Genomic DNA, 10,909 nt, shown 5'->3' with positions numbered 1-10,909 from the left:
TCTTGCTGGAATTAGCGAAGGAAACATGCACCAGCAGTAGGTGAAGCATCAACCAGATAATCCGATGAGATGCCGGTCTGTCTCACTCTCATGCAAAGGTAAGATCAACCATTTAATCCGCTTACCCAAAAAGAAGAAGGACAGTGCGATTGTCGCCGATGCCCACTTGTCCAAGGGCGAACGCAAGAGCCTGCGCAAGACCTACCGTAAGGAGTTGGTCAAGCGTACGCTGGTGATCAAGATCGCCGCTGCTTGGGTGATCACGGTGCCCTGTGCTGCGGTGATGTCGGCTTTCCTCTTCTACACCATCAAAGGCTTCATGTTGAGCTGATCATTCGCTTCTATCCGGCTGTCTGCCGGCTCCCGGGGCACTGGTTTCCAGCTTGATCGCGAAACCGGTGCCCCGTTTCGTTCAGGGCGGTAAGATTCGGGCGTCCCCGTTATTGTCCTTCTGAGGTTGTTCCGGCACATGCATGGTTTCGAAGTCGTCGCGCTGTTGTTGCTCGGTGCTGCCGCCTGGTTCTGGCACGACACCATTCGTGCGCGCGAAGCTGGCATCAAGGCCGCTCGCAGCGCCTGCCAGCGTGCTGGTGTGCAGTTGCTCGACGACACTGTCGCACTGCGTACGATGCGGCCGGCGCGTGACGAAGCCGGTCACCTCACGCTCAGACGGGTCTATGAGTTCGAGTTCTCGGGGTCGGGGTTCGACCGCCAGCCCGGTGCCGTGGTGTTGCTCGGCCGGGAAGTGGAGATGCTGGACATCGCCTCGATCGTGGATCTCCCCGACTCGGGTTGATCAGACGGTCGCCCGCAGAAACTCGCTGCGCAACTGCGCGTCGGTTTCGAATTCACCGGTAAAGGCCTGGGTCACCACGCGCTCGTCGCCACGCCGGTCTTCGCCGAGGAGCAGGCATAGCTGCTCGGCCTCTACGATGCAGGCCGCGCCTCGTGCGCGGCCGTGGTGCATCAGCGCCTCGGCGATGTCACGGGTCATCCATTCCTGATAGGTGAAACGGTGCCCGATGGCATCGACCAGTCGCGCGATGCGGCCGAAGCCGTGCAGGCGACCGCCGGGCAGATACGCGACGTGGGCGACGCCACGAAAAGGCACCAGATGGTGCGGACACACACCATGTACCGCGATGCCGCGAATCACCACCATGTCGCGACGGCTGTCCTCGAAACCTTCGCCGAGGGCTTCGGCCGGGTCCAGTTCGTAGCCACCGAGCAGGCGGCGTTGCCACAGTTCGCGCACCCGGCGAGCGGTGTTGCCGGTATGTGAGCCTCCGGCCTGTACCCCGCATGCAGCCAGCAGCGCGGAGACCGCGGCTTCAAAAGCGACCGGGTCGAACTCGCCGCTGCGGGGAATGCCGATGCTGCGTCGAGTCTCCGGCGAGGTCGGTTTGTTGTCGTCGTTCATCGACTCGTCCAGTGATTTCTGGACACATGATAGCGACAACCGTTGCTGCTGTCCGTTTGCGTGGGCTATGGGGCGACTGACCGGCCCTGGAGGGTGATCAGGCGATGAATACCGGGTCCGAGAAAACCAGTGTGCCATCCTTGCGCATCATCAGGTTGTCGGGGTTGAGCAGATCCGGCAGCACCTGATACTCGTCGACGAAATCCGATAGCGACTTCAGTGCGGCCTGCAGATTGGGGGAAAGCCCCAGCGGGCTGACCGCCAAATGATGGAGCGCGATTCTCCCCATTTCGGTGCCAAGCTGGCTCCACTGACGGCAGGCGCTCCAGTACAGATTGATCAGCTGCAGTGCGAGCATCGCGGTCTCCGAGCCCAGCTCCAGCGGGTAGAGCTTTTCCATCTCCAGCAGATGAAAGGGGTACCCGGAGATTGCCCGCCCGATGATGCCGTGATCCTGATGTACCACCGGGAAGTGGCGGCCGGCCGGACGGTCTTCCGCAGTATGAAGAAAGTAGTCGGCCGGCGAGCTGATTACCTTGTACACGCGCTCATCGTCGCCCTTGTCCAGCACGATACTGTACTCGCCGCGCCCGATTTCGGTCTTGCCGTCGAGCAGCGGATGTGGCGGTACCGGGTCGGGGAGGGTGACCTTGGGCCGCTCCATCATTGCACGGAGATCTTCAGGTTTGTCCGGTGGGCTTTGGGCCATTGCGTTTTCCTGGCTTGCGCTTGCTTCAGGCCATGATGTTGTAGCCCGCATCGACGTAGTGTACGCCGCCGGTGACCAGACGGCCGGCGTCGGACACGAGGAAGGCGGTCAGCGCGCCGATATCCTCTGGTGTCACCAGTGCGTGCATCGGCGAGCGCTCGACCGCCGCTGCCATGAGACCGTCGAAGCCGGCGATACCCGAGGCGGCGCGGGTCATCAACGGGCCGGGCGAGACGGCGTTGACACGAATCCGCTTGCTACCCAGTTCGGCGGCCAGATAGCGGGTCGCAGCCTCCAGCGCGGCCTTGCAAAGACCCATCACGCCGTAGTTGGGGATGACCTTCTCGCTGCCGAGATAAGTCATCGTGATCAGGGAGCCTCCGCCGGCTTTCTCCATCAACGGTTCGACCATCCGCGCCATGCGTACGAAGGAATGGGTGGAAACGTCCATTGCGAGCGCAAAACCATCCGGGGAGGTGTCGACCACGCGGCCATGCAGGTCGTCGCGTTTGGCGAAGGCCATGCTGTGCACCGCAAAGTCGAGCTTGCCGAAGCGCTCGGCGATGGCACTTCCGACCGAACTCAGGGTTTCGGGCTGGGTCACGTCCATCAGATAGACATCCTTCACGCCCAGCCGGTTGATGACTGGCTCGATGAAGGCTCGGGTCTTCTCATTCTGATAACTGATCACGATGGTCGCACCGGCTTCGACGCAGGCTTCGGCCACACCGGTGGAGATGGACTTCTCGTTTGCAATTCCGGTGATCAGGCCCACCTTGCCTTCGAGATTGACAATGGGTTTCATGTGCGTGTGCTCCGTCGCGATGTGTGCAGTGCAGCAATTCAAGCATGTCGGATCCGGCGGGACAAGTCCCCACAAGCCAAATCTTTTCGGAGGATGGTTGCGTAGTTCACATTCCACGTCCAGAGTTGTGGTTAAAATATGATGCAATGCAACATTCGAAGTGGATTGTGGTCGAATGCGCATCAACCCCTGAGCGAGTGCGAACATGACACGCAAAACCTTCATCTTCATGGACTTCGACGGCGTCACCCATCCGTGGGGTGAGGTCGAAGACTTTCGCAGCCTGCCGCTGATCGAGGCGGTTGTGCGCGACCACCCGGAGGCGCGGATCGTGATTTCGTCCGACTGGCGCATGCTTTTCTCGCTTTCCAAGCTCGTCAGCCGCTTCTCCGAGGACATACGCCCCAGGATCGCGGGTACGACACCGCATGTGATCCCCAAGAAGGGCAGCGAACTGCACGGTCTGCGCGAGCGCGAGGCCATGCTCTGGCTTGCCCAGCACGACCCCGAACCGGCTACCGCGGCCTGGTGCGCACTTGACGACGCGCCTGGAAACTGGGTTTCCCGTTCGCGTCTCGTGCTCACAGACTTCAAGCGTGGTTTCACTGAAGAAGACACCGTGCGTTTGCGCCGTCTCCTGGGGGAGCTGGCCGAGGGCGTCGTGCCGCCACGTGTTCAGAACCAGCGAAGCTCGCTGCTGAACTGGGGTTGATCGCACGGAAGAGTCGATTTGCTCCTCGGCGCGCGAGCGGTCAGAATGCGCATCTTCATAGATCGCGCATGACCACCCATGACAGACTCCGCCTCAAGCACATCGAACCCGATTCCTCCGGACTCGCTTGCCTCGCTTGCTCCCGCCGACATTCAGCGGCAGGCGGCGCTGAGCGCGCAGGACGCGTTTGCTCGCGTGTTCAGGCTGACGCTGGGGGAAAGCGATGCAGCAAGGACTCAGGGAGTCGAGGCGCTTTCCAAGACCCTGCTCGACTGGGCCGCGCTCGCGCCGGACGACGAGGCGTCCGCGCTGCGTCTCGCACTCGTGATCGCCGGGCTTGATCAGTGGGGCGTCGCCTACAGCCAGACATTTGGCCTGGCCGCCATTCCCGGTTTGAGCGAACTCGTCGGCGCGGTTCGCAACAGGCTGGACGAGCGTGCCGAAGCGCGCTTTCAGCGGTATTTCGAGGCACTGGATGTGGCCGAAGGCAATGCGATCGACTTCAAGATCGAACTGCGTCGGGCAATACACCTGGCGCTGTGGCACGCGATGATTGCCTGTGAGACCAGGGATGAGGCGGACGTGGTCCTCAGTCATCTCGGCGGCATGATGGTAGGTCTGGTGCGACTGATGCCGGAGCTGGGTTGGCGTCTGGTGGCCGATTCGGTCGCCCATATCCAGATTCGTTGCCTCGCCGAGTCGCTGGCAACCGAGGGCGTGGCCCGAGACAGCAACGAGGCCTTGTTTCAGGCCTTGTCCCGCGAACTGCCGGCGGATAAGCGCGATCTGATCATGGCCCACGCCGCGCGCTCGGTCATCGAATGGCAACAGGCGGCCCGGCAGGGCAGTGACCGGGTGCACTGATGGCCCTGAAATCGACGATACACAAGGTCGAGCTCGCGGTTGCAGACATGGACCGCAACCATTTCGCCACCTATGCGCTGACCATCGCCCGTCATCCGTCGGAGACCGAGGAGCGGATGATGATGCGGGTTCTGGCGTTCGCCCTTTATGCCGACGAGCGCCTGGGCTTTGGCAAGGGTTTGTGTGCCGACGACGAGGCCGACCTGTGGCAGATCGACTACGGTGGTGAGATCCGGCGATGGATCGACGTCGGTCAACCCGACGAGAAATGGATTCGCAAGGCCTGTGCCCGGGCCGACGCGGTCGTCATCATGCCCTATGCGAGGATGACCGACACCTGGTGGCAAGGCGTGCGCAATCGCGTGACGCGGCTCGACAATCTCGAGGTCGTCAGGGTGAATGCCGAAAGCGCGGGCGAGTTGGCAGGCCTGTGTCAGCGCAGCATGCGCCTGCAGGCGAGCATTCAGGACGGGCATGTCTGGTTCTCCGACGGAGAACGTACTGTCAGTATCGAACCGGAACGCCTTTATCCGCTCTGAGCGATTCGCTCGAGAAAAACGTCGAGCACCATGTCGAGATCAGGTTGGCCGATCTCGGCCAGGGCGTAATGCACCCGAGTGGCCGGTTTATCGATGGTGAGGATGCGGCCGAGGTCGATCGGTGTGCCGATGATCACCGTATCCACCTCACAGGCGCGAATCGTCGCCTCCAGCTCCTCCCGTTGCGTGTGCCCGTAACCCATCGCCGGCAGAACCGACCCGAGCTGCGGCCATTGCTCGAAGGCTCGTGCAAGGCTGCCCACTGCCCAGCGTCGTGGATCGACGATCTGCGCGGCACCGAAGCGCTGCGCCGCGAGAAATCCGGCACCGAAGGGAAGATTGCCGTGGGTCAGCGAAGGGCCATCCTCGACCACCAGCACCCGCTTGCCGGCGATGAGTTCCGGCGCGTCGACGCTGATGCGTGACTCCGCTCGCACCACGGTCGCCGCGGGGTTTGTCGCCGCAATGGTTGCTTCGGTTCGTTGCAGTGCTTCCGGAGAAGCCGAGTCGACCTTGTTGATGAGCACGACATCGGCCATTCTCAGGTTGATCTCGCCGGCGTAATGGTTGAGCGCGTCGGTACCCCGTTGCGGGTCGGTAACCGTAATCGTCAGATCCGGCCGAAAAAAGGATGTGTCGTTGTTGCCGCCGTCCCAGAGGATGAGATCGCAGCCGTCGGGATCGTTCTCGGCAGCGTTCAGGATTGCCGCATAGTCGACGCCGGCGTAGATGACGTTGCCTGCTTCGATATGCGGCTCGTACTCCTCGCGCTCCTCGATGGTGCAGCCGTGGGTGTCGAGATCCGCGAGCTGAGCGAAACGCTGCAGTCCTTGTGCGGCGAGGTCACCGTAGGGCATCGGATGACGCACGGTCACCACGCGCAAACCGCGCGCCGACAGGCGAGCGACGATTGCGCGGCAAGTTTGGCTCTTGCCAGTGCCTGTGCGCGTAGCGACCACGGCGATGACCGGTTTGCGGCTTTCGATCATGGTTCGCGTCGGTGCGACCAGCCTGAAGTCCGCGCCTGCCGTGTTGGCGATGGCCGACAGGTGCATTACATGATCATAGGAGACGTCGCTGTACGCGAACACGCACTCGTCCACGCCAAGGGCGGCGATCAGCTCGGAAAGCTCCGACTCCGCACTGATCGGTATGCCTTCCGGGTAGAGTGAGCCGGCAAGAACGGGAGGGTAGCGGCGACCCGCGATGTCCGGTATCTGCGCCGCAGTGAATCCAAGTACACGGTGTGTCGGGTTGTCACGGAACAGTGTGTTGAAGTTGTGAAAATCCCGGCCGGCCGCGCCAAGAATCAGGACGCGCCTGGGTGGCCTGGTCTCCATGGTTCAGTCTCCCAGCAGATAGTTGCTCACGAGTCTGGCGGCTTCGTACGGCTGTTCCTGCATGAAGCAGTGCCCGCCGGGGACGCGTTGTGCGCCAACGTGATGGTTTGACATGCACAAACGGGACACGGCGCTCGGCACGAAGGGAAAGGTGTTCTCTCCGTACAGCACCCGGGTCGGGGTCTGTATCCGCTTCAACGAAGACCACAGTCGTTTGGGAAACGAGCCGAATATCTCAGCCTCGAGACGCGGACTGCACTTGAGCTCCACCCCGCCGCCCGGGGTATCCCGCAGGGCATGGTCGACATATGCCTGAAGGGCGGGGTCGGTCCAGCCCTTGAACATGCCCCGCCCCTCCAGCAGCCTCCGCGCGGTGTCACGATCGGGCCAGTGGTGGCGACGTTTGCGTGCCCGCTGGGCGAGCAAGTTGCGCGAATACAAGCCGACCACGTCGGACAGGGCCATCAAACCCATCATCGCGGGTGGGAACAGCACCGGGTCGAGCAGCACCGCTCGCTGCGCGAGTGTTGGTTGATGGGCCATCATCAGCGCTGTTATCACCGCGCCGAAGCTATGACCGACCAGCAGCGTCGGTACTGGTCCGAAACGGTCTGCATGAGCCTGCCAGGCCTCGATGCAAAGGTCTGCCGTGCGGTTCCAGCCGTGAAAGCGTCCGCCGTGATCCGAGTCGCCATGCCCTTGGACGTCGCTCAGGAAGAGGTCGAAGTCTTCTGCAAGCGTCTCGAGCATTGGTGAGTAGGTGCGCCCGCAAAAACCGTTGCCGTGCAGAAAGTGCAGCACCGGTTTGCCCGATGGAAGAGAGTGCTCGCCACGCAGCGTATAGCCGGCCGAGCATGGGTGATACCAGGTTTTCAGCTTCATTGTGTTCAATTCGTGGGGGATTTCGCGTCCAGCTTCCAGACGAGGCAGCGGTTGTTCGCAGGCATTGCATGGTCGGCCAACAAGGCGAAGCCGGCTGCCTTTGCGAGTTCATCGACTGCTTCGAAGTCGCGAATACCCCGGTGCGGCACGTCCTGCCGCAGCGACGCGTCGAAGGCCGCGTTACTGGCGCTGGTATGCCGGCCGGCATAGCGGAAGGGGCCGTAGATTGTCAGCGTCGCATCATGTTGTACGACGCCGGGCAATGCACCAAAAAAGGTCTCGACCTCCTGCCAGCTCATGATGTGCAGCGTGTTGGCCGAATAGACCGCGTCAAAGCGGGTGACCGGCCAGGTGCCGGTTACATCCAGCTGCATTGGGGGCGGGGTGTTCGGAAGGCAGGCCTCGTTCAGCCACGCGGAGATGCCGGGCAGGTTTTCCGCACGGTCGGAGCACTGCCAGAGAAGGTGCGGCAGCTGCTTGGCGAAGTGCACGGCATGCTGTCCGGTGCCGCTGCCAATTTCCAACACGGAGCGTGCAGCCGCCAGGTGTTGCTTGAGGACCTCCAGGATCGGGTCCTTGTTGCGGTCGCAGGCAGCGGAGTACGGTTTCGGATCAAGGTTCACGGCATCGAAAAGGGAGTCTTTCGTGCCGTGATTGTGCCTTGATTCGGAGGTGCTAGGGCGTCAGGCCGCTTCCTGTGCTTCCTTGGCCGCGAGTTCTGTGCATTCATAGCGGTAAAGCAGCGTCTTGCACTGACCGCAGGAGACGATGCGTTTCGGATCGTCGCTGTGCAGAAACCCGATCTCGTGCATGTGCTCGCTGCCGCATTCACTGCAGACGGGTTTTTGCAGCGCGTGATTCGATAGAAACTCGTCGAGCAGGGGAAGGCTTTCCTGCTTGCGCCGGTAACGCATGTGCAATTCGAGCAGCAGCATCGAGCCCAGGAAAAAGAAGAAGGCAACGTAGATCGGCAGGGGGATGTTGAGCATGGCAGGGCTCCTTTTTCCGAGGACGTCATCTAGGATAGACGTCATCGTGTCTCGAAAACTTTCCCAAGATCAATTTTTTGCCATTCGCTTTGGGGTTTGCGCGAAGTGCGGCCCGACATCAGCGCAGTTTCAATAGAGAAACCGCTCCCGCAGACCATCCAGTTTGAACTCCGACAGGATCGCGTCCGCCCGCGCGCGGGCGTTGCCCCGACGCTGGCCGGTGGCGCGGGCGACGATGAGTTCGTTCTTCATCGAGTGCTCCCATCCGACCAGTTCGGTCACTGTCACGCTGTAGCCATGGGCTTCGAGCAGCAGGCAGCGCAACACGTTGGTCAGGTGGCTGCCGAACTCCCGCGTGTGGATCGGGTGGCGCCACAACTCGGCCAATGGGGTGGCCGCCAACGCCTCTGCCTTGCTCGCGCGCAGCGCCGCGGCAACTTCAGCCTGGCAGCAGGGTACCAGCACGATATGCTTCGCCCTGGCCGCCAGGGCGAAGCGAATCGCGTCGTCAGTGGCGGTGTTGCAGGCGTGCAGCGCGGTGACGATGTCGATGGTTTGCGGCAGGGCAGTCGAGCCGATGGACTCCTCGACCGTCAGCGCGTGAAATCGCATGCGCTCAAAGCCCAGCTCATCCGCCAGCGCGCGCGAGCACTGCACTAGCTGCTCGCGGGTCTCGATGCCGTGGATCTCGCCAGTGTCGCGAGACTTCAGAAACAGATCGTAGAGGATGAAACCGAGGTAGGACTTTCCGGCACCGTGATCGATCAGCGTCAGCTCGCCGCGCTCATCCATCACCTGCTGCATCAAGGGTTCGATGAAGTTGAAAAGATGCAATACCTGCTTGAGTTTGCGTCGGCTATCCTGGTTGATTCGCCCGTCGCGGGTCAGGATGTGCAGAGCCTTCAGCAAGTCGATCGATTGTCCCGGCTGCAGTTGGTCGGCGAGCTGCTCGGCTGCAGTCGCTTGTTCTGTCTCGGTCTGCCGGCGTTTGCGATTCATGAAGCGGTATCTTGAAAATTAAGGTGAAGGTTTCAGCGTACTGTCGCCCTCAAGGGGCTGCGTGCCGAAAGTCTGCTCGTCTTCGATGCGTCGGGCAACCTCTACAAAGTCGTCGGCCGGCAAGGGCCTCGCGAACAAAAAGCCTTGTGCCTCGTCGCACAAATGCGTGCGCAGGAAAGACAGTTCGCCTTCGGTCTCCACGCCTTCGGCAATGGTACGCATCCCGAGGCTGTGCGCCATCGCAAGAATGGCCAGTGTGAGCGACGCTCGGCTCGGGTCGTGATCGAGCTTCATGACGAAGGACCGGTCGATTTTCAGATAATCGAAGGGGAGCCTGTGGAGGTAGCTCAGGCTCGCATATCCGGTGCCGAAGTCGTCGAGCGCGAGCGAAACGCCAAGTGCGCGTATCTCGCTGAGTATTGCCGCTGCCTGTTCGATATCGTGCATCACCGCTGATTCGGTCAGCTCGATCTCGAGGCAGGATGGATCCAGGTCGCTTTCGTTCAGCGCCGAGCCTATGCGGCGCGCCAGATCTCCGTCACGCAACTGCTGGGCGGAGATGTTCACCGAGATACGCCATCCACGATCTCCCGATCTTTGCCACTTTGCGGCTTGTCGGCACGCACGCCTGAGCACCCAGCCGCCGATCTCGTCCATCATCCGCAGGTTCTCGGCTGCGGGAATGAAGTCTGCCGGCTGGAGCAGCCCGCGGGTGGGATGCTGCCAACGGACAAGCGCCTCGGCGCCGGTGGCCTTGCCGCTGAGCAGGTCGATCCGTGGCTGATAATGCAATACGAATTCGCTGCGCAACAATGCGTGACGCAGGTCGGTCTGGATCGTCAGCAAATGGTGCGACCGTGAATCCATGTCGTCCGAAAAGCACCGGAAACCATTGCCGCCGCTGTGCTTGATGCGCTGCATGGCCAAGCGGGCGTTGCGCAGCAGGGTGTCGCCATCCCGGCCGTCCTTGGGGTAGATCGCGACGCCGACACTTGCCGTGAGGAACAGCTCCTTGTCCTCCAGCGAGAAAGCCCGACCAAGGCACTCGAGTACCTGCGCGGTGGCGCGCATCGCGTCATCGGGTTGTCGAAGGTTGCCCGTGAGCACCGCGAACTCGTCGTCGCCGAGACGCGCGAGTGTATCCTCACCGCGCACAGCCCCGGATAGACGTTCTCCGATGGCGCGCAGCACGACATCGCCGGCGGCGTTGCCGAGCGCATCATTGACAGCCATGAAGCGATCGATGTCGATCACCATCACCGCAAGATTCGCGTTCCGTCGCGAGGCACTCGCGATCTCCCGGTCGATCCGGTCGTCGAGCAGTGCGCGGTTGACCAGTCCGGTCAACCGATCGTGCGTGCTCATGTGTTCGAGCGCTTCGGCTTGGGTCACCCGTTCGGTGATATCGCTCATGATCGAGACGAAATGAGTGAGTTGCCCCTGCTCGTCATGAGCAGGGGCAATGCGCACTTCATTCCAGAACAGGGAACCGTCGCGCTTGTAACAGCGCAGATTGGCAATGCCGGGTTGCCCCCGCCTCAACGCATTGCGGATCGTGTCGAGTCCGGGCTGATCGAGTTCCGCGCCAACCAGAAACCGGCCGCTGCGGCCAATCGCCTCCTGCGCGGTGTATCCGCTGATCTCGGTGAA

The 10,909-nt window shown here is 61.8% G+C and carries 14 protein-coding genes; 5 read left to right on the top strand and 9 right to left on the bottom strand.

Translation table 11 applies throughout. The features are described from left to right. Positions 1-166: 166 nt before the first annotated feature. Complete coding sequence (locus GPA21_RS16500) at positions 167-331, top strand: hypothetical protein (RefSeq protein WP_168989220.1); 165 nt, start codon at positions 167-169, stop codon at positions 329-331. A gap of 138 nt (positions 332-469) precedes the next feature. Next, positions 470-796: a DUF3301 domain-containing protein gene (locus tag GPA21_RS16495; RefSeq protein WP_168989219.1), complete on the top strand. Its 327-nt coding sequence runs from the start codon at positions 470-472 to the stop codon at positions 794-796. On the opposite strand, the gene folE is transcribed toward GPA21_RS16495, so the two are convergent. From folE to fabI, 3 genes are all read right to left on the bottom strand, one after another. Then, positions 797-1,420: a GTP cyclohydrolase I FolE gene (folE, locus tag GPA21_RS16490; RefSeq protein WP_168989218.1), complete on the bottom strand. Its 624-nt coding sequence runs from the start codon at positions 1,418-1,420 to the stop codon at positions 797-799. Between the two features lie 97 nt (positions 1,421-1,517). Next, positions 1,518-2,129: a hypothetical protein gene (locus tag GPA21_RS16485; RefSeq protein ID WP_422614165.1), complete on the bottom strand. Its 612-nt coding sequence runs from the start codon at positions 2,127-2,129 to the stop codon at positions 1,518-1,520. A 25-nt stretch (positions 2,130-2,154) separates the two neighbouring features. After that, positions 2,155-2,934 (bottom strand): enoyl-ACP reductase FabI, encoded by a 780-nt coding sequence (gene fabI, locus GPA21_RS16480; protein WP_168989217.1) that lies wholly within the window; start codon positions 2,932-2,934, stop codon positions 2,155-2,157. A gap of 205 nt (positions 2,935-3,139) precedes the next feature. On the opposite strand from fabI, the gene GPA21_RS16475 reads away from it, so the two are divergent. From GPA21_RS16475 to GPA21_RS16465, 3 genes are all read left to right on the top strand, one after another. Continuing rightward, positions 3,140-3,646 (top strand): HAD domain-containing protein, encoded by a 507-nt coding sequence (locus GPA21_RS16475; protein ID WP_168989216.1) that lies wholly within the window; start codon positions 3,140-3,142, stop codon positions 3,644-3,646. Between the two features lie 78 nt (positions 3,647-3,724). Continuing rightward, the gene (locus GPA21_RS16470; protein WP_168989215.1) at positions 3,725-4,510 is read left to right on the top strand and encodes a hypothetical protein; all 786 of its coding nucleotides are present in this window, start codon (positions 3,725-3,727) and stop codon (positions 4,508-4,510) included. Then, positions 4,510-5,049 carry a YaeQ family protein gene (locus GPA21_RS16465; protein WP_168989214.1) on the top strand — a complete coding sequence of 180 codons (540 nt, stop codon included), beginning with the start codon at positions 4,510-4,512 and terminating at the stop codon, positions 5,047-5,049. The genes GPA21_RS16470 and GPA21_RS16465 overlap by 1 nt, the downstream gene beginning before the upstream one ends. On the opposite strand, the gene GPA21_RS16460 is transcribed toward GPA21_RS16465, so the two are convergent. From GPA21_RS16460 to GPA21_RS16435, 6 genes are all read right to left on the bottom strand, one after another. Then, on the bottom strand, positions 5,037-6,389 hold the full coding sequence (locus GPA21_RS16460; RefSeq protein WP_168989213.1) for a cyclic 2,3-diphosphoglycerate synthase: 1,353 nt from the start codon (positions 6,387-6,389) through the stop codon (positions 5,037-5,039). The genes GPA21_RS16465 and GPA21_RS16460 overlap by 13 nt on opposite strands. A 3-nt stretch (positions 6,390-6,392) precedes the next feature. Then, positions 6,393-7,271, bottom strand: a complete 879-nt coding sequence (locus tag GPA21_RS16455; protein ID WP_168989212.1) for an alpha/beta fold hydrolase — start codon at positions 7,269-7,271, stop codon at positions 6,393-6,395. 5 nt (positions 7,272-7,276) lie between these two features. Then, the gene (locus tag GPA21_RS16450) at positions 7,277-7,894 is read right to left on the bottom strand and encodes a DUF938 domain-containing protein (RefSeq protein WP_168989211.1); all 618 of its coding nucleotides are present in this window, start codon (positions 7,892-7,894) and stop codon (positions 7,277-7,279) included. Between the two features lie 60 nt (positions 7,895-7,954). Further along, positions 7,955-8,260 carry a hypothetical protein gene (locus GPA21_RS16445; RefSeq protein WP_168989210.1) on the bottom strand — a complete coding sequence of 102 codons (306 nt, stop codon included), beginning with the start codon at positions 8,258-8,260 and terminating at the stop codon, positions 7,955-7,957. Between the two features lie 129 nt (positions 8,261-8,389). Continuing rightward, positions 8,390-9,259 carry a class I SAM-dependent methyltransferase gene (locus GPA21_RS16440; protein ID WP_168989209.1) on the bottom strand — a complete coding sequence of 290 codons (870 nt, stop codon included), beginning with the start codon at positions 9,257-9,259 and terminating at the stop codon, positions 8,390-8,392. Between the two features lie 18 nt (positions 9,260-9,277). Beyond that, positions 9,278-10,909 (bottom strand): putative bifunctional diguanylate cyclase/phosphodiesterase (locus GPA21_RS16435; RefSeq protein WP_168989208.1); only part of this gene is annotated, 1,632 nt, incomplete at its 5' end.

This window comes from Azoarcus taiwanensis (genome assembly GCF_012910885.1).
Classification (GTDB): Bacteria; Pseudomonadota; Gammaproteobacteria; order Burkholderiales; family Rhodocyclaceae; genus Azoarcus_F; species Azoarcus_F taiwanensis.
Note: the sequence above shows the minus strand (reverse complement) of the source record. Positions and strands in the feature narration are given on the sequence as shown.

Excerpts from the sequence above, each read along its gene's own strand:
- GPA21_RS16495 (WP_168989219.1), top strand. The coding sequence starts at position 470 with ATGCATGGTTTCGAAGTCGTCGCGCTGTTGTTGCTCGGTGCTGCCGCC.
- folE (WP_168989218.1), bottom strand. The coding sequence starts at position 1,420 with ATGAACGACGACAACAAACCGACCTCGCCGGAGACTCGACGCAGCATC.
- GPA21_RS16485 (WP_422614165.1), bottom strand. The coding sequence starts at position 2,129 with ATGGCCCAAAGCCCACCGGACAAACCTGAAGATCTCCGTGCAATGATG.
- fabI (WP_168989217.1), bottom strand. The coding sequence starts at position 2,934 with ATGAAACCCATTGTCAATCTCGAAGGCAAGGTGGGCCTGATCACCGGA.
- GPA21_RS16475 (WP_168989216.1), top strand. The coding sequence starts at position 3,140 with ATGACACGCAAAACCTTCATCTTCATGGACTTCGACGGCGTCACCCAT.
- GPA21_RS16470 (WP_168989215.1), top strand. The coding sequence starts at position 3,725 with ATGACAGACTCCGCCTCAAGCACATCGAACCCGATTCCTCCGGACTCG.
- GPA21_RS16465 (WP_168989214.1), top strand. The coding sequence starts at position 4,510 with ATGGCCCTGAAATCGACGATACACAAGGTCGAGCTCGCGGTTGCAGAC.
- GPA21_RS16460 (WP_168989213.1), bottom strand. The coding sequence starts at position 6,389 with ATGGAGACCAGGCCACCCAGGCGCGTCCTGATTCTTGGCGCGGCCGGC.
- GPA21_RS16455 (WP_168989212.1), bottom strand. The coding sequence starts at position 7,271 with ATGAAGCTGAAAACCTGGTATCACCCATGCTCGGCCGGCTATACGCTG.
- GPA21_RS16445 (WP_168989210.1), bottom strand. The coding sequence starts at position 8,260 with ATGCTCAACATCCCCCTGCCGATCTACGTTGCCTTCTTCTTTTTCCTG.
- GPA21_RS16440 (WP_168989209.1), bottom strand. The coding sequence starts at position 9,259 with ATGAATCGCAAACGCCGGCAGACCGAGACAGAACAAGCGACTGCAGCC.